Source organism: Rhodococcus sp. 1R11, assembly GCF_004563845.1.
Taxonomy (GTDB): Bacteria; Actinomycetota; Actinomycetes; order Mycobacteriales; family Mycobacteriaceae; genus Rhodococcoides.
In genome coordinates, this window is the sequence record NZ_SPNG01000005.1 from 385391 (window position 1) to 402854 (window position 17464).

Here is a 17464-nt window from a genome sequence, read left to right on the forward strand (position 1 = left end):
AGGTACAGTGACAATATTCGGGGAGGTTTCATGGGGACGATCGGTGCACGCACAACGACACAGAGGAAGCTGCGTGACGCGCCTCCCACGCAACACGCTTCGCTTGCTTTGGCCGCACTCTGTCTCGGGTTCTTCATGGTTCTGCTCGATGGCAGCGCACTGAACATTGCGCTGCCATCGATCCAGAGTGAGATCGGTGCGTCGATGGGGGCGCTGCAGTGGCTGGTGAACATCTACACGATTCCGTTGGCGGCGTTACTGCTCAGCGCGGGCACTTTCGCGGACCGCTGGGGCGCACGGCGGGTGTTCATCATCTCGCTGGCTGGGTTTACCGCAGCCTCGTTGGCGTGTGCTCTGGCACCCGGTCTTGGAGCGCTGGTTGTGTTCCGTTTCGTCCAGGGTGTCTTCGCGGCTGGGGTCTTGCCGACGACTCTGGCGATCATCGCCCGCACCTATCCTGACCCGGTCGAGCGTGCGAAGGCGATTACGGTGTGGGGTGCGGTCGGCGGTATCGCATTGGTGGCTGGTCCGCTGGGTGGGGGTGTGCTGACCGAGGCGTTCGGGTGGCGGTCGATCTTTGTGATCAACGTGCCGATCGGACTGCTCGCACTGGCGCTGACTGTTTGGGCGGTCGCCGAAACCGATCGGCGACTCGATGGGGGCTTCGATTGGCTCGGGCAGGCTTTCGCGATCGGTGGCTTGGCTTTGCTGGTTGCCGGTTTGATCGAGGCCGGTGAGCGCGGGTGGGATGATGTGTTGACGATCCTTCTGCTGGTCGCGGCGGTGGCGGTGTTGGGCGCGTTCGTGGTGGTCGAACGACGTGTGTCGGCACCGGTTCTGCCGCTGGGGATGTTCGGTGTTCCGGCGTTCACGGCGTCGATCGTGAACGGCTTTGCGTTCCAGTTCGGTGCGTACGGCTTGCAGTTCATGCTCGCACTGTTCGTACAGCGTCAGTGGGATTTCGATCCTCGGACCACCGGTTTGTTCTTCCTTCCGTTCGCGGTCCTGTGGACGTTCGCGACGCTGGTGCTCAATCGACTGTGGTCAGGCCGTGGCATGCGCTGGCTGTTGGTCACCGGGGCCACAATCGCATTCGTAGGAGCGCTGGTGTGCCTGGCGGCGGCTGGCCCGGACAGTTGGCCGATCCTGCTTGCAGGTTCTGCAGTTGTCGGCTTCGGATGCGGACTGTTCGGGCCGAGCTGCAACGGCGCAGCAATGGCGTCCGCCGACCGTCGGTACGCAGGCCTGGCTTCAGGGGTGTTGAACACCTCGCGCCAGGTCGGTATGGCGATAGGGGTCGCGGTCCTCGGGGTCTGCCTGGCACTCGCCGACCCGGTGACCGGTATGCGGCTAGGGATCATCCTCACCGCAGTAGCTTTCGGCGCAATCGTCTTCTTGTCCTACCGGTACGTTCCGTCGCGGCAGTAACAGCAAGAGAGCAGGAGCACCGATCCGTCGTATCCTGCGGGAGCTTCGTGCCACCGCAGGATACGACGAACTCTCCGGTATGGTCAGCAATCGAGCATGGTGACGAAATGGTTGATGTCGTCGGTGAGCCGGGTGAACAAGCTACCGCCGAACTCGGACGTCCCGGTGTCGAGTTGGGCGTGATGGCGTCGGCGAGTGGCGTCCGACAGCGACAGATTACCGGCGTCGTGATATCGAATGGCCCCAACGCTATCTCTTCGCGGAACTACAGCGGATCGTGCATGCACACTCGCGCTGAACGGTATGTCGAGTTGGCCCGCCTCGAAAGCTGCAGTGACCGACTTCCGAAGACCGGACCCCAGATCCAAGGGCGAAAGCAATTCGTCGACCTCGTCGAGGATGTACCTCAGCTCGTCGTTCACCCGATCTTTGTCGTAGCCGACGAAGTCGAACACCGGAGATGTAGCGAGTCGCGCTAGTCGGATGCCATCTGCATTTGCCGTCGCATCGGGTATGCCGACGGCTTCCTGGTGTGTCTTGGTGATGAGTTTGTCTGCGCCTCCGAGTCGGGCAGCGAAGGCCCCATACAGAATCAAAGACTCAGCGCCGGAGCGACTTCCGGGAAACGCGCCCATGAACTCGTGCAGGACAGAGAACACGGATACATCCGGTGGGAGGTAGCGGTCCGCGAGAATTGGAATTGCCTGCAGCGCTGCCACGTCCTGTTCCAGGTGCCCACCCTGGGGGTACGCGACCGAGATGCATGCAACACCCTCCGCCGTAGCCAGCAGCGCCTCGATCACGCTGATGGCGAGGCTGATCGACGGAGGTATCAGTACTGCGGTCAACGTGCCGAAGAGTTCTCGGTCGATGATGATTCCGTGCGAAGCGAATTCCCCGCATCGGCAATCTACGTCCTGCCATGCTTGTATCGAGGTAGCGAGTGGTACGTCCTTCGAGTATGGCAAGTTGTACGAGATCCCGCCCCCTTCGAACGATGTGATCCCACTGGCGGCTGCCACCTCGAACAAGGCGCGGGCATCAGGTGAGCCGTGTCGGATCTCCAACGGTGCGCTTACATGTTCGTTCAGCTCCCGTCCTCGTCTCCATCCGTGCGTGACCAAGGGATAGCCGTTGAGAGATCCGGGGTGTGTATTTAGTGAACGCAATGCGCTGTCGAAGCGTTGGAGCCGTGTATGGGAATCGATTGTCAGCGAGAGGATGTCGGGTGAGGCCGCATGCTCGAGCGTGCCGAGGAGTGTTCGCATCTCATCGTGGCCGCCCACCCCGCATCGCGGTTGAAGCGCGAACACTCCGGCATCGTTGGCCTTGCTGAGTACATCGACTGCGCTCGATTTACCGAGCTGTTCGATGTATTGCACACTGTTTCGTAATGACGGGAGGTCTGGGGGTAGACCAGGGATGCTGGGGACAGCGTCTGTGACCGCCATGATGTCAGGACGCCTGCGGCTGTTCGATTCTACTGCCGGTCAACTTTGCCAACAATGGCCGCAGAGCGCTTGCATTCTCGAGTACGTGGTCGACGCCCAGCGCGTACAAGCGCTCGAGCCAATCTCCGGACTTGTCACTGCCTACTGACAAGTTTCCGCCTACGACCACAGGGCAATGGATGTCGCCAGATGCTTTGGCGAGTGGAAGCTCTCGCAGATCCTCGTGCACATGACCGTTGAGGCTGCCGATCAACACTGCAATCGCGTCCGGGCGTTCGCGCACTGCACTTGCGAACTCCGATACGGGCGTGCAAGTTCCGAGGTTGACCACGTCGTAACCGGTTTCGCGGAGATCGCGAGCAATGAGGTGATTCGCGACGGCGTGAGCATCGCTTGCAGCAACGCCCAGGACTACGGTTCCGAGTCTGGGTTCGATGGGCTTTGGGTGCACGATCGGCTCCTTGTAAGAGTGAAATTAGTCGTCGAATGCGGCGAAGAGTGCGCGGGTGCTCACGCCGCCGATCTTGCTGCGGTCGAAAGTTTTCGGATCGGCGTTGCTCAGCGAGTCGAAGACGTGGCTGATCGCATGCGCAAGGCCCCAGACCTCCGTGTAGGCCGGCCATCCACCTTTGGGAGACATACTGTCGAGCGCGCGTTCGCTGATGTAATCGAACCAAGCCTTGTGCCGCGGAAATCGATGGTGGAAGTCGTGGCATACGGTGTCGCCGGTGAGCACGAGGTAACGCACCGGGAGGTGGACGAAGAACATACGCATCGTCCACCGGGTCCACGCCCAGAATGCTGCGATCCGTGTCGGTTGCACACGAGGAACAGATTCTCCGATGAAAATGGCGTTGGTCAGACCCGCCATCCGATCCTTTCCTGTGAGGGGTTCGTCGTTCGCTGTAGGGAATGTGTGCTTGACGCAGAGTCGAAGAGTATTGCTGACCTGGAACAATGGGAACAACGGGACAACCCAGCCCAGCAGGAAAACCAACCACGAATCCGTCACCGACACTGCTGCGACTACCGAGCCGTGAAAGACGATCGCACCGATACGTTCACCCCGGTTGGCTCCCGACCAGAACGAGCGCAACCGGCTTACTGCGAAGACGGTGTGGAACCACGGTGAACACAACTTGGCAAGAACCCGTGTCCACATTTCCCGGCGAGACATTCCCGGGGCCAGCCCGAGTCCGATCAAAAATGCCTGGACTGTTGGATCGCGGAGCGTCATGTGGTGTCGCGAGTGGTGCTCACCGGTGTGCTCGCTGCTGTACTGGGAAAAGCTCTGCACCAACAGGATGACCGAGCATGCTTGTCCAAGCAGCTGATCCGTGCGCGCTCGCCGGTAGAGGTTCTTGTGAGCGGCCTGATGGAGGACCATCATTCTCGCGTTGCGCATGCCGTGAAGCGTCACGGCCATTCCGAGAACAGCTGTGAGAGTCCATGGGCCGCCGAGTGTCAGGGCGATGGCGACCATCGAGAAGCCGACCGACATGCTGGCCACTGCACCGACGACGTGAAAGGACACGCTCAGTGAGATTCGCTGTTGCCCGGTGTACGGCTTGCCGGTCAGCAAGGTCAACGGTACTTGTAGAACGTTCGGCAGGCGCCGCATTTCATCGCGTGGGTTCAGCGGAGTTGCGGTGTGATCACCTGCAGAGACTGTGCGAGGTACGCGGGATGATGATTCGAGCACGTTCGGTCCTCTTGTCGTTGGTTGGCCTAGATCAAGGCACTCGGACTGACAATGGATCTCGTTGCAGAGCGAGGTACGGCACACAGGATGGTGCGGGTACGCCACGACGTGGAGAGCTCTGCTCGAACGGTCAACCGGCGGCACGAAGCCATGACCCGGGACACCCCGTCGGAAACGGGAACTGTTCTCATCATCCGGAAACGGCTACCTAGTGTCAAGGAGACCGGTCGTTATCCAACCCGCTGAATGACGATCAACGCCGGTGTCGTTGCCGACGGCTCGGTCAACAGTTGAATTGTCATTTGTGCCTCATGGAAACTTCCGTCCAGAGCGCGAAGTATGACGGCCACAGCCGGAGGAACATCGTTCGACCAAGCTGAGATCTTGGTCGCGTCGACTCCGTCCGTGCCTATGAACTCACCGGAAATTGCCGTGGATAGATCCCCGTCGACAGGCCAGGCCACGTCAGGGATTCCTTGTGACAACCATCGAAGCAGGCGGAGTCGAGGCAGCTCAATCAGGGCGGTTTGTATTCCAGTTGGGTCGGGAAGCGCAATTCCGATGAGCGTCGGTACTAGAGGCGAGTCCGCCAAATAATTCGTTACATCAACACTGGTGCCCCGCCAGAGCCGTTTCCCTGCCGAGGTCTCGATCACCCTCCCCAGTGCGTGCAGTCGACGCACTGTGTTGTTCGGGGTGACGATGGAGAACGTTTCCCCAAGGAATTGATGTATTTCGGCGTCGTATACACGCGCAAACAATTGAGCAACTCGGACTGCGTCAGCTGGATTGAGCATCTGCAGAAACTGGTGGACGGCGTGACGACGGCCTCCGTCGCGCTCGATTCCGTACATTCGATAGAGAGAGTCGGACCAGTAGGTGGTGCGGCTGTCGAGCACCCACGTCCAGGCACCGGTGGCCGGAGGTTCCGGTGGCTCGCTCTCGGGCGGGCCCACCCAGACTGCGACCGAGTGGACTACTCCGTCGGCCCCACGAACCACCCGTGCGCAGTGCCGCTCACGCACACCCCGCCGGACCAGTGTCTCATCGATATCGTGATTTGCCTCGCTGGCTCGGCGCGACAACTGCACCGCAGCCTCTCCGAGTCGAGACGGCCGAAGTCGCGCAGCAGACTTACCTTGCGCGATAGTGCCGCGGTGCACGATAACCAGCTCCCTGCCCGGTACCTGCACGTCGACTACAGTCCACCCGCTTTGCACGCCCGAATCGTCACTGTCGGCGCCGTTTTCACTGATTCGCATTTAGTCACCCCCCTTCCTCTAGCTTATGCGAGCCCGGAGACAAGTGGATGAGGAGCACACCGCCTGGTATGTTGGCGGCGCGGTGCGGCACAACAGCTGTCGGCCAACCGCCAGCTAGTCCTGTGGGCCGATTCGTTCGCCCCAGTCGATCACCGCATAACCATCCTTGTGTCGCGCCGTCTGCGCGACTGCCTCCGATAGGGAGACCCATGCGTAGTGTCGAGATCGCTGTAGTTGGAGCAGGACCACGTGGAACCATCGCACTCGAGCGTCTGTGCGCTAACGGTGCCGAACTCGCGGACATCGTCGAGATAGTCGTACACCTCATCGATCCGTATCCACCTGGGAGCGGACGCATTTGGAACACTAACCAGCCCCAGTCGCTGCTGATGAACACCGTTGCAGCCGACATCACAGTCTTCACCGATGACACAGTCGACTGCGAAGGACCCATCACGCCAGGTCTGAGCCACTACCAATGGGCCAAGGAGGTTGCGGCAGGTCGCATAGCTGCACCCGTGTCCGTCGCCCACCGTGCACAGATGACCCTGCCGTGGACGTACCCGACCCGTTCGATGCAAGGCGAATACCTCACCTGGGCCCTGTCATCGATCATCGACGGCGCGCCTTCCAATGTCAGGGTTCGACTTCATCGCGCCAAAGCAACAGCGATCTCCGAGACTGGAAGCAGGTATTCGCTGACGTTGACCGGAGACGACCACCTCGATGTCGACGCCGTCATCTTCTCCATGGGGCACTTCGACACTGCGACCGACCCATCGGTAGTCAAGAAACTCGCCGAGGCGCGAAAGCACAACCTCACATACATTCCACCGGCCAACGCTTCGGAGGTAGACCTGGACTCGATCACAGCACGCGATACCGTTGCGCTTCAGGGCATGGGATTGAACTTCTTCGACTACGTCGCACTCTTGACGACAGAGCGCGGCGGACAATTCAAGAACGTCAGCGACGGATCCCTCCAATACACGCCCTCAGGTCGCGAACCTCGGCTGATTGCCGGATCACGCCGTGGCGTACCGTATCTCGCTCGCGCCGAATTCGAGCAGGAGTACTCCACCCGCTACGTGCCGAAGTTCATCAGTGCTGAAACCATCGCGAAGTTCCGCTCACAGGTAGGTAACGCGTCGTTGGACTTCCTCGACGATGTGTGGCCGCTGGTGCAGAAGGAGACTGCCTGGGTCTACTACAGCACACTCCTCGCCGACGACACCACAGGCAAGGATGCTCTTCTGGACCTTCTGTCCTCCCACCCATGGGGGGACCATCGCATCGAAGAATCGATTGCACAGCTGGTTCCAGATAGCAACGACCGGCTCGACTGGGACCGTATCGACAAGCCCACCCTCGGCCGCACGTTCTCGACACGAGAAGCTTTCACGGCGTGGGTCCGATCGGCATTGAAATCGGACTACCGCGCTTCATGTGAGGGACCTGGGGTGAACCCACTCAAGACCGTCGGTGCGATAATGCGAGACCTCAGAGATGAAGTAAGACAAATTATTTCGCATCAAGGTCTACGTGGACGGTCGTATCGAGACCACATCGATCATTGGTTCAGCGGACTGAACAACCTCGTCGCTTCCGGACCGCCTCGAAGCCGTATCGCGGAACTCATCGCGCTCGTCGACGCCGGAATTATCGAATTCGCCGGACCAGACACTCGGGTCACTATCAACGAAACCGCCCACGCCTTCGAGGTGAATTCGGACAGCGTCGGCGGAGAACCGAAGATGGCAAACGTCTCCATCGACGCGTTCCTCCCGAAGAACGACATACGATTCGCAGCAGACCCGCTCCTGCAATCGGTCCGCGACGGGGGGCTGTGCCGGGCGCACTCCATCCCAGACATCTCGGGCGAGCATTACGAAACCGGCGGAATCGACGTCGACGATCGATCATTCCGACTGATCGACGCCCAAGGGGCAGCTAGACGCCATCTTTACACCTACGGACCTCCGACCGAATCGGTCCAGTGGGTCACGGCCATCGGCGCGCGGCCATTGGTCAACTCGCGCACGCTCCTACAAGCAGATCTCATCGCCAGATCCATACTTCACGGCCAGGACGTGACCCCACCATATCTCGACGACATCGCGAATATCGTCGCTTCCGTCTAGCGCAAGAAAGGCCCTACATGACTGTGTACGCAGTGCAGTACAGATACAGCCCCGAGCTGGCAGGCGAACGACAGTCAGCCAGACCCCAGCATAATGAGTGGTTACAATCGCTCATCGCTCGCGGAACAGCCTTGTGCACAGGGCCGTTCGCAGATGGATCAGGAGGCCTGCTGATCTTCGAATCACCATCGCGCCTCGATCTCGACGAGATCTTGGCCGGTGATCCGTTTTCTGTCCACAATTTGATCCATGAGACTGTTATCCACGAATGGAAGCCACTTCACGGCCGAGTCGGGTAGCGATGTAGACGGATGATCAGGTGCGGTGGACGCACGGTCATGCGGCGACTGCATCGGGCCGTCAAGCTGGTCACATGACGACACAGACCGATGCGACCCCAGTCCGGGGATTGTAATAATCAGGGCCGCTCGGCGACGTACTGCACTTGTAGGCGATGGTCGCGGAGAATAACCGCCCACGCGGCGACAAGAGAACCGACGTCACCATATCCATTCCGCGACGTTAACCGACGCGCGCAAACGCAACAGGCTCACTAGCCGCCCGGCACCGAGCACGAACAGCTGGTCGCAGTACTGGGCTGCGAGGTTGAGGTCGTGCAGGGCAGCGACGACGGTGACACCGAGCTTTTTCGCGGCGGAGAGCACAGCATATTGATGGTGGACGTCGAGATGGTTGGTCGGCTCGTCCAGTACCAGCACCTTCGGTTCCTGCGCGAACGCGCGTGCGATCAGAACTCGTTGCCGCTCCCCGCCGGACAGTGAGAGAAAGCTTGGCTCTGTGCGGCGTGCGTCGCCAACTGCTCGAACCTCCACCCCCGCCCGATCCTATCGAGCCTGCGAGCGTTTCGTCTGATGTCGTTGCGCGCGCGCGAGATGTGGTTCAGGCTGCAACAGTGACTACATCGGGTGGCGGGGGCTTGAACGCGCTGGCGTATGCCGTCGTGATCTTCGCGGTGTTCCGTGGGGTCGACACCGTCATCGACGCCGGTGCCTTGATGCGCAGGCCGCACCGATCTGCGCTTGTCCTGTGGTCGATGGTCGCGGTTCCGTCCATTGCGCAGTTCGCTGTGCCGGCCATATACGACGCACTCTCCCGGCAACCGGATGCGATCCGCGACGGTCATGAGTGGTGGCGACTGATCACCTCGGCCTACGTTCAGGACGGTGGGGTATTCGGGACGGTCACCAACCTCGTCATGTTTTACATCGTCGCAGCGCTCGCAGTTCCGCTGTGGGGCGGGCTGAGGACGGGAGGACTGTTCGTGTTCGCGACGGCGGCATTCGATCTGCCTGCCGTCTACCTATATCCGTCTGCAGGAGGGGGGAACTCGGGCGCGACGTTCTTCTTGGCCACGTCTGTACTGAGCATGCTTCTCGTGCGTGGCCTGACCCGAGGGGTCGTGGTCGCATCGGGCGTAGCAGTGATCGTCGGTGCCGGTCTCGTGGTGACGGGCGACGCTCACGGGCTCGCATTCACCGGCGGGTTCATCGTCGGACTCGCCCTCGCCGCCGTGACGCACCCCTCCGCAACGTCGGCAGGGAGCGCCACCCGGCCCGAACGAAGATGAACACCGATGCAGCTCACCGTTTACAGCACTGAGGTCTGCTTGTTCTGATTCGACAGTGCCCAGACGAGGAAATGGCACCGGCATCCGGCTCGATCGGCATGGTCCGGACCGTCGGGATAGGCGCGGACCGTGCGAGCGACGTGACACGCTACCCACGATGAGTCGAACGGACCTGTGCGGAGCAACCAGCGATCAAAGATGGGCCCCGAAAAGAGTTCGGTGGCGGCGTCAGGATCGGATACCTTGTCACGTCGAAGGCGATCCGATATGCCACTGAATTGCGGCCGGAGGAGAAGATCTCGGAATTGCGCGGCACGGTCCTCGCTCGACTGCATCTCTGCGGTGACCGATACGTCTCTATTGCAGATGCTCAAAGCACCCACGATGCCCCGCCACTCAGGAAGTGGCGGAGTATCGTGCGCTTCGGTGTCAGAACCCGAATGCTGATCCAGTGGGGAGGCAAACCGATCCGATGCAACCTGGCGCTTCAGGTGCGACCGGGACTACGAGTGTCGTCGGTTCGCCGTAGCTGTCGTCGCCGGTGTTGTACTTCGTACCGTCCAGAACTCCCGAGTTCTGAAAGCACACCCAGTCGATGGAGTAGGTGCCGGCAGGCACGGACATGTCGACGACCGTGATTGCGTTGGGTGTGTCGCTGGATGCGTACGCGTTGCCAACCAGTACGAAATTGCGTTCTCCGCCGGCGTCACTGATGACATTGTTGTCGACCATCATGCAGTAGGCCGGCGCGTTTTCTCCCGTTGCGGTGAATGTTCCGGTGACAGTGCTGTCCCCTCCCCCTCTGTTGGGTGTAGCGGTGAAGACGGCGGCGACGTCGCCGGGTGCTGCCGAGGCGGGTGTAGCGGCGAGGAAGACAATAGGTATCGCGGCTGCGGCCGCGAGGGCGGCGGTTGTGGTCTTGCGCATCTGGGTGGCTACTTTCGTTTATGTGGTCCCGACCCGCCGGTCTGATGGTGCCATGACCACCCTGTACTCGCGCCGCAACCGAAAAAATGGGCTTCGGTTTGCCGCAAATCTATGTGGTGAGATCGTTGTTGTCGACGAAGTAGCTACGCCGAATTTCGGCGCAGCGACCTGCCCTGAACTGCGCATACTTGCCTGGAAGCGATTAAGCAGGCTCCGGCCCGTCAGTGGATTTCAAATCTGCTGCTTTACTTGTCTATTCAAAACCAGCGAAGTTCACCGAAGTCCACGACACCCGCCGGAACTCGTCGGCTGGCAGAAATTTTCGGATCCACATGGACTCTGATGCCCCCAGTCGGACTCGAACCGACACTGTGCGGATTCTAAGTCCCTAGAAGTGGATTTACCTGAACTACTCTGGACTCTATATTTGTTTATTTGCAACGCTTTTCGTACATCACCGTCCGAACCGGTCCATGCACGAACGAAGCTCATCCGGTGTATTGCTTCGAGATCGACTTCGCCCGAGAAGTACCGGTACATCCCCGCCATAGGAGTAAGCATCGAGATCAGTCGTGCCGAGCGTTCTGCGACCGGGCCGCTGAGGACATGGTCGATACCAGCATATGTGTCCAGAACCGTGATGGTCATGCCCTGAAGCTAGACGCTTACGTTACGGCAGGCTCAAATCAACAGCTTCCAAGGCGGGGGCGGGCGGGTATGCCGGTCAGCCGAGAAGCCCGCGTTCGTATGCCACTCGAACTGCTGCGGCTCGGTCGCGAACCCCGAGTTTGGAGTAGATGTGCAGCAGATGGGTCTTGACCGTGGCTTCACTGATCACGAGAGCCTGCGCAACGGTGCGGTTGGTGCCGCCGAGGGCGATTCTTTTCAGAACTTCTACCTCGCGTCCGGTGAGATTTTCTACTGTGCGTCGAGCCAGCAAGCTATGCGCTGCACTCGGTGACAAGACACTGCGCCCGGCAGCGACATCGACGACGCCCGCGATCAGCTCCTGACGGCTCAGCGCTTTGAGAAGGTAGCCATCGGCGCCGGCATCGATGGCGGTGGCGATGTCTCGATCGGAGTCGAAGGTGGTCAATACCAGGATCTTTGGACGATCTGCGTTGCGTCGCCGCAGATCGGTGATGGTCGGGACGCCGTCGCCGTCGGGCATCCGAAGATCGATCAGCAGTACGTCCGGGTCATGACGAGCGACGAGAGCGAACGCTTCCGGACCGGACGATGCTTCTGCGACCACCCGAATGCTGCTGTCGGTGGACAACATTCCCCTCACGCCGTCTCGCACGATGGGATGGTCGTCGGCGATCAGGACGGTGATGTCGGTATTCATGCTGGAACCACCACACTGATCAGGCAACCTCCGCTGACCTGCGTCGTGACGTCCACGGTGCCTCCCGACGCTGCCACCCGTTCTCGCATGCCTCTGAGGCCGTTTCCTTCTCGGACGTGGCGCAGCTCGAATCCCTGCCCGTCGTCCTGGATGTCGAGAAGTACGCCCTCGTCTACGTAGGACAGACGGACGTCGACCGATTTCGCCTCGGCATGGCGGAATACGTTCGACAGCGCTTCTTGGCAAATGCGGAGCAGGTCCTGATCCATATCGGTGGGTACCGGATCTCCGTCGACGCGAACGTGCGCGCGCACGTCGTGGACTGTGGCCCACGCTCGGACCAACTCGTCGAGGGCAGACGGCAGCGGCTGGGCGTCGAGCATCGGTGAACGCAAGGCGTAGACGGCCCGACGCGCCTCTCCCAGTCCCGAGCGGGCAAGTGTCTTGGCTGTCTCCACGCGCGGTTTCCACTCGGTGTCGCCGTCGATGGCTTCGAGTTGGCTGACGATGGCCACGAGATCCTGCGCGACGGTGTCATGGATCTCGCGAGAGAGCCGGGCTCGTTCCTCGAGGACACCACGTTCTCGAGCGCGCTGCAGAAGCTGTTCTTGGAGTTCGGTATTCCGCAGTTGGGCGGCTTCGAGTGCGCGCACCGCAGCTTCTCTTTCTTCGACTATTCGATCGCGTCGGCTGCCTACCCAGGTGAACGCGAAGACAAGACCGGTGTTGATAGCGGCCAGCAACACGAATGCGGGCCACGAATTCGGGACCTGTCCAATTCCGCCGATCTGAGCGGATGCGGACAGAGCGGCATTCGCGAACACGGCAACCCAGAATGCTGCGCCGGAGAACATCAAAAGCGCGGTCAGATACCCGGTAACCACGTAGACGCCGTAGAACGGACTGAGCCACACCAGTGCCGCATTGACCACGAACTGAACGAGGAAGATCGACACTCGCGCCGCATTCGACAACGCCGTCGAGCGGATCCACGAAAAATGCAGGGCGAAGGCGATGACGGACAGCCCGATCAGCTCGAGCAGGGGCCGTCCGCCTCCGATGAACCCGGAGAGAACGGTAATCGCCGCCGAGGCCACCAACAACCCACCAGGGATCACGATCAATAGAGCTGGGGGGATATCGAATCGATCCCAGCGGAGGGGGCGTGCGCTGCTGCGCTCGACACGCATGGGCTCAGTGTCGCACGCATTCGCGCCTCGATGCTGGCGTGTCGACACCGCTACTCCCAACGGAAGATGCGTACCGATACGACAGAGAGCACCACCATCCACGCGCCGAGTATCGCCAGATGCATCAGACCGGGCCAGCCGCCCTGCACGCTTTCGGTGAGCGCCGCGACTGCCGCGCCGCTGGGTGTGGCGTCCGAGACGTGGACCAGCCAGCCTGGCATGGCGGCGCGGGGAAGCCACAGCCCAGCGAAGAACTGCAGAACGAAGAACAGGACGGTGCCGACCGCCGTGGCCACTTTGTTACTCCTGATGGCACTCGCCAGCATCATGCCGATCGCGAGCATCGCACCCGCCGCGAACACGAAGGCGATCGTGAATCCCACCACGTTGCGGGGAAGCGGCGCACCGCACAGGGCGGGTAATAGCACCATAGCGGCCGCGACGACCAATTCGATGATCAAGGTCAGCGCAACGTGAACGAGGAGTAGCGCAGACGGTGATGCCGGAGTTGTTCGCAGACGTTTGAGCATTCCGGTTTCTCGATACTTGGTGAGTACGTCGGGAAGTATCTGCACGCTCAGTAGAACGGCCGAGAACATCACCAGAATGGGCTGATAGGCCGTGAACCAGCTGGACCCATCGAGGCCGTCGATCGGTGACCGCGTCGCAGGAATCGCGCCGAGGGCGATGGACGCGACGACCGGAATTGCAGCCACCCACGCGAGCAACGCCGCATTGCGCAACATCAATCGTGCCTCGGAAATGAACAGAGAGCTCAGGATCCGATGCGAGCGTACTGAATAGCTCTGTGCAGCAGTTGATTCGGATGTGTCGAGACCTGTCATCGGTCTGCCTTCCTGTCGGTGACGAGCGATACGAACGCGTCGTCGAGCGTGGGCTGATCCACTCGCACGTGTGCGGCCCTGACGCCGCGTGACCGCAATGCTGCGAGGACTTCGTCGAGAACGTCTTCATTTCCGGCAACGCGGATTTCGAGGCCGTGCTGATCGACGTCGGTAACCGAGGACAGAACCCGAAGATCCTCGACGTCCACCGGACCAGAAGGAATGAAGGACACGATCTGAGCACTGCCGCCGCGCGCAGCCAACTCCGCAGGCGACCCGAGAGCAGCTACAGTGCCGTCGGCGATGACAGCCACGCGGTCGCACAGACGCTGCGCCTCTTCCATGAAGTGGGAGACCAACAGCAGGGTCAGTCCGGTCGAGCGCAGATCCTCGAGAAGTGACCACACCTCGTGGCGGGCCTGCGGGTCGAGTCCGGTGGTGAGTTCGTCCAGGATGGCCACGCGAGGGCGCCCGACCAGTGCGATTCCGATCGCCAATCGCTGCTTCTGGCCGCCGGACAGATTGGCGAAGAACATTTTCCGGTGCTTCCCGAGGCCGAGTCGCTCGATCAACTCGTCCGTGTTCGCGGGCCTGTCGTAGAACGAGGCGAACAACTCCATTGCCTCGCCGACACGCATCTTGTCCGGCAGGACGGACTCCTGCAGTTGAATCCCTAGTATCTTCCGTAGCTCCAGGGGCTCTCGCCCCGGATCGTGACCAGCGACCCGGAGATGGCCCCCGTCGCGTACCCGAAGACCGCCGATACATTCGACCGTAGTGGACTTCCCGGCACCGTTCGGTCCGAGAATTCCGAAGATCTCGCCTTCGTCGACGGCAAACGACACGTCGTCGACGCCCCGACCTCCCGCATACCTTTTGCTCAGATGAGTTACCTCGATAATCGGCATGCATCTACAGTCGCTGAGAATGCGCACCGCTACATCAACCAAATGGTTACTGACGAGTCAACCGATCGGTTGATGCCACCGTGGACGCGCGCCGGTTGCTCGGTGCTACCCGCCTCGAGCGGGATCCTCGCGAGGCACACTTTTCGAATGGAGGGTGAGCCGAATCGGTGGCCGGATGGTCCGAAGTGCATGCTGTTGTAACGAGTACGGTCGTAGCCCCGACAATGGTGAACTCGACGCCGGCCGAGCTTACACAGGCAGGGCACGCCGATCGCCGAGATCTCCCGCCCAGGTAGTCGATCTACGAATCGCGTTGGTTGCATACTGGTTCAGTGCGAGGGACCCGAAGTTTGTTCATTCCGCCGGTTGCCCGAGCGCCGCGAAGGCTGACACCGCACCTCCGGTCCGGGCTCCGACCGCCAGGCGCTCTACGAGGTAGATCCAATCAGCTGCCTGACAGGGCATTCGCCGCCAGCCAGGTCAGCAAACCGTCAAGGGCAGTGAAGGTGAAACCAAGACTTCGAGGCATCCAGACTGAGGACAGCGCCCGGAACCCAGCCGTCGTGGCGAGGGCAATAACCAACGGGGCCCTCCACACAAACAGGGACTGCCTACTGATCCGTCGCGATCGACTCAGAACCAATGCAAGCGCAGCGACGACCACGGTTGCCGACGCTACGACGATTACCGGAACCGCGGGGAACCGATGCGGACCGGGCGGAATCAGAAACGCCCAAATCGCCGTACCCAAGGATGGTGGTACTCGTAGTGCGGAGTTCGACTCTGGACCGACCTAACGCGAGGTCTGCGGAATCGAACTGGTGTTCCAAACTGCGTTGCACGCGTAGACATTGCGCTTGTTTACTCGCTATAGCCCAATGTCGTTGACAGCGTTACCTATTAGAGGTGCGTGTTCACGTCGGTACACCTCGACCGAGTCAAGGCTGGCGTGGCCGGTCTGGCGGGCGATGGCAGATCCTTCGGCACCGTTTCGGGTGCCTTGAGTGACGAAGCCGTCGCGGAGCGAGTGTCCGCCGAGTTTGGATAGCGCGGCGGGGTCGTAGCCAGCGTGTTCAGCGCGGCGGCGGATGGTCTGGTGGATCGCAGCGCCCGAGAGTGCAGTGCTGCCAAGGTTGCCGTTCTTGGCGACGGCCCGGAGCAACGGCGATCGTGCGGCGGTGCGTGGCACTCCCCCACGGCACACATGTCCGTCAAAGGGTTCCCGTTTGCGCAGTAGCCGGATGATTGAGGGGCGGCCGCCGACATCGAACGCGGCGACCACCTGCACCCAGCGGACATACGCGCAGGGCGGGCACGTCTCGTGAGAGTCGGTGTACGGCAGAGCTTTCATCGCTCCCCTGCCCTCCTGGTCGGTCTTCGACTTCCGCAGCCGCACGTGCAGTCCGTCGTGCCGATGCATGATGACGTCTCCGCACACCAGCTCGGAGAGTTCGCTGCGGCGGTACGCACCGGCGAACCCGAGTAACAGGATCGCCGAGTCGCGGCGTTCCAAGACCTCATCTGCCCAACCTTTGCATTGTTTCCGCGCCGTCTCCACAAGCAGTTTGATGTCCTCGACCAGCAACGGGTCCCGCGGGGTGCGGGGTCGGTCCCCCGCTGCCGCAATTCTCGCCGGATCCCCGACAGTGTTGCGGTGACGAGTTCGTGTGCGCACGAAGATAGGTGGCCGGTGGTGCGGTGCTGGTGGTTGATCGCGGCGATCCAAGTGCCGAAGGTGGCGACGGCGTAGGCCCGCTCCCCTGTTTCGGTGCGGGTGTCTGCGGCGTCGACGAGGTATGCGGCGACGGTGATCGGGTGCGCCGGAAGTGTCACGTGACCATTCGTCTCGCACCACCTGGTGAACCGCCTCCACGCGGCCGCGTAGGTCTTGCGGGTTCCTTCTGAGCGGGAGGACTGCACGGCGCTGCCGATCCCCCCTTGAAACTCGGGTAGTCGACCACGGACCTCGTCTGCATCAAGCACCGCGGCCCCCGCTGGATACCCCTCGATGTCCCGCTTGCGATCCCTGGCGCTGATCGTCGACCGATAGTAATTCCATGCTTCTTGTCTCAATACCCCGGTCTTTCCACTGCCGGGTAACCCAAGAGTAATGAACGCCATGGGCTTTAGTGGTTTCTTGCCTAGAAGGCCCCTTCCGCTCCGACGATCTCCTAAAAGCTGATCGTGAACCGGCCGCCTGCAACTACGCCAGTCTGCAGGCCACTGCGGGTCATCGTTCACCAACGCGTAGACATTGCCGGTGTCGACACGACCGGTCTCTGCGCGCACGGCGGATAACCCGCTGCGCAAACCCGGAATTCTCCGGCAGAGGTCGACTACTTCCGGGTCGTGCATCCACCAGTCCGACTCGAACAGGATGACATCAGCGCGCGCGTCTGCATACTCTGACGACTCCTCGATGGACACCGACCAACCCTTCGTTCGAACGGACGAGCCAGGGGCCCAATCGCGTGAGCGAGGTAAACCGTGGCATCACACAGCTTACAAACCGGGCAGTCGCAAGCGACGGGGCTCGCCGAGGCAACGGGTGCACGGAGTCCGTGAGACCCGATTGACTGATAGGAGATGACGGTCGTCGAGCCTCAACCCGTTGGCGACATCGCCTTCGGCGGCGTCAAACTCAACACTTTCGCCCCGAAATCCGGCCAATGTG

Annotated in this window: 12 protein-coding genes and 2 pseudogenes; 3 read left to right on the top strand and 11 right to left on the bottom strand. The window is 61.1% G+C overall.

The annotated features are described in order from the left end of the window. The first annotated feature begins 30 nt into the window (after positions 1–30). Positions 31–1428, top strand: coding sequence for an MFS transporter (locus E4P29_RS11840; protein ID WP_135044820.1), 1398 nt, complete (start codon positions 31–33; stop codon positions 1426–1428). An 83-nt stretch (positions 1429–1511) separates the two neighbouring features. On the opposite strand, the gene E4P29_RS11845 is transcribed toward E4P29_RS11840, so the two are convergent. The 4 genes from E4P29_RS11845 to E4P29_RS26305 form a co-directional block, all read right to left on the bottom strand. Then, positions 1512–2879, bottom strand: a complete 1368-nt coding sequence (locus E4P29_RS11845) for a methylaspartate mutase (RefSeq protein ID WP_135044822.1) — start codon at positions 2877–2879, stop codon at positions 1512–1514. 4 nt (positions 2880–2883) lie between these two features. Then, positions 2884–3330, bottom strand: a complete 447-nt coding sequence (locus E4P29_RS11850; protein WP_135044824.1) for a cobalamin-dependent protein — start codon at positions 3328–3330, stop codon at positions 2884–2886. A gap of 24 nt (positions 3331–3354) precedes the next feature. Beyond that, positions 3355–4467 carry a fatty acid desaturase gene (locus E4P29_RS11855; RefSeq protein WP_209205379.1) on the bottom strand — a complete coding sequence of 371 codons (1113 nt, stop codon included), beginning with the start codon at positions 4465–4467 and terminating at the stop codon, positions 3355–3357. A 344-nt stretch (positions 4468–4811) separates the two neighbouring features. Then, entirely contained in the window at positions 4812–5480 is a 669-nt protein-coding gene (locus E4P29_RS26305; RefSeq protein WP_135044828.1) for a PAS domain-containing protein, read from the bottom strand. 572 nt (positions 5481–6052) lie between these two features. Here E4P29_RS26305 and E4P29_RS11865 point away from each other — a divergent pair. Further along, the gene (locus E4P29_RS11865; RefSeq protein ID WP_167735453.1) at positions 6053–7984 is read left to right on the top strand and encodes an FAD/NAD(P)-binding protein; all 1932 of its coding nucleotides are present in this window, start codon (positions 6053–6055) and stop codon (positions 7982–7984) included. 569 nt (positions 7985–8553) lie between these two features. Here E4P29_RS11865 and E4P29_RS11875 read toward each other — a convergent pair. Then, positions 8554–8766: pseudogene (locus E4P29_RS11875) on the bottom strand (ATP-binding cassette domain-containing protein); the annotation flags it as partial. A gap of 131 nt (positions 8767–8897) precedes the next feature. Here E4P29_RS11875 and E4P29_RS11880 point away from each other — a divergent pair. Continuing rightward, complete coding sequence (locus E4P29_RS11880; RefSeq protein WP_135044835.1) at positions 8898–9572, top strand: rhomboid family intramembrane serine protease; 675 nt, start codon at positions 8898–8900, stop codon at positions 9570–9572. A gap of 429 nt (positions 9573–10001) precedes the next feature. On the opposite strand, the gene E4P29_RS11885 is transcribed toward E4P29_RS11880, so the two are convergent. The 6 genes and pseudogenes from E4P29_RS11885 to E4P29_RS11910 form a co-directional block, all read right to left on the bottom strand. Beyond that, positions 10002–10499, bottom strand: coding sequence for a hypothetical protein (locus tag E4P29_RS11885; RefSeq protein ID WP_135044836.1), 498 nt, complete (start codon positions 10497–10499; stop codon positions 10002–10004). Between the two features lie 724 nt (positions 10500–11223). After that, positions 11224–11847, bottom strand: coding sequence for a response regulator transcription factor (locus E4P29_RS11890; protein ID WP_135044838.1), 624 nt, complete (start codon positions 11845–11847; stop codon positions 11224–11226). Continuing rightward, the gene (locus E4P29_RS11895) at positions 11844–13037 is read right to left on the bottom strand and encodes a sensor histidine kinase (RefSeq protein WP_135044840.1); all 1194 of its coding nucleotides are present in this window, start codon (positions 13035–13037) and stop codon (positions 11844–11846) included. The genes E4P29_RS11890 and E4P29_RS11895 overlap by 4 nt, the downstream gene beginning before the upstream one ends. 50 nt (positions 13038–13087) lie before the next feature. Then, a complete protein-coding gene (locus E4P29_RS11900) occupies positions 13088–13882 on the bottom strand; it encodes an ABC transporter permease (protein ID WP_135044841.1) in 795 nt (264 codons plus the stop codon). Next, positions 13879–14790: an ABC transporter ATP-binding protein gene (locus tag E4P29_RS11905; RefSeq protein ID WP_135044843.1), complete on the bottom strand. Its 912-nt coding sequence runs from the start codon at positions 14788–14790 to the stop codon at positions 13879–13881. Before E4P29_RS11905 ends, E4P29_RS11900 begins: the two co-directional genes overlap by 4 nt. An 868-nt stretch (positions 14791–15658) precedes the next feature. Beyond that, positions 15659–16722: pseudogene (locus E4P29_RS11910) on the bottom strand (integrase). Positions 16723–17464: the final 742 nt, after the last annotated feature.

What these genes read in the sequence shown, in the direction of transcription:
- E4P29_RS11840 (WP_135044820.1), top strand. Translation starts at nt 31, where the DNA reads ATGGGGACGATCGGTGCACGCACAACGACACAGAGGAAGCTGCGTGAC.
- E4P29_RS11845 (WP_135044822.1), bottom strand. Translation starts at nt 2,879, where the DNA reads ATGGCGGTCACAGACGCTGTCCCCAGCATCCCTGGTCTACCCCCAGAC.
- E4P29_RS11865 (WP_167735453.1), top strand. Translation starts at nt 6,053, where the DNA reads ATGCGTAGTGTCGAGATCGCTGTAGTTGGAGCAGGACCACGTGGAACC.
- E4P29_RS11885 (WP_135044836.1), bottom strand. Translation starts at nt 10,499, where the DNA reads ATGCGCAAGACCACAACCGCCGCCCTCGCGGCCGCAGCCGCGATACCT.
- E4P29_RS11890 (WP_135044838.1), bottom strand. Translation starts at nt 11,847, where the DNA reads ATGAATACCGACATCACCGTCCTGATCGCCGACGACCATCCCATCGTG.
- E4P29_RS11895 (WP_135044840.1), bottom strand. Translation starts at nt 13,037, where the DNA reads ATGCGTGTCGAGCGCAGCAGCGCACGCCCCCTCCGCTGGGATCGATTC.
- E4P29_RS11900 (WP_135044841.1), bottom strand. Translation starts at nt 13,882, where the DNA reads ATGACAGGTCTCGACACATCCGAATCAACTGCTGCACAGAGCTATTCA.
- E4P29_RS11905 (WP_135044843.1), bottom strand. Translation starts at nt 14,790, where the DNA reads ATGCCGATTATCGAGGTAACTCATCTGAGCAAAAGGTATGCGGGAGGT.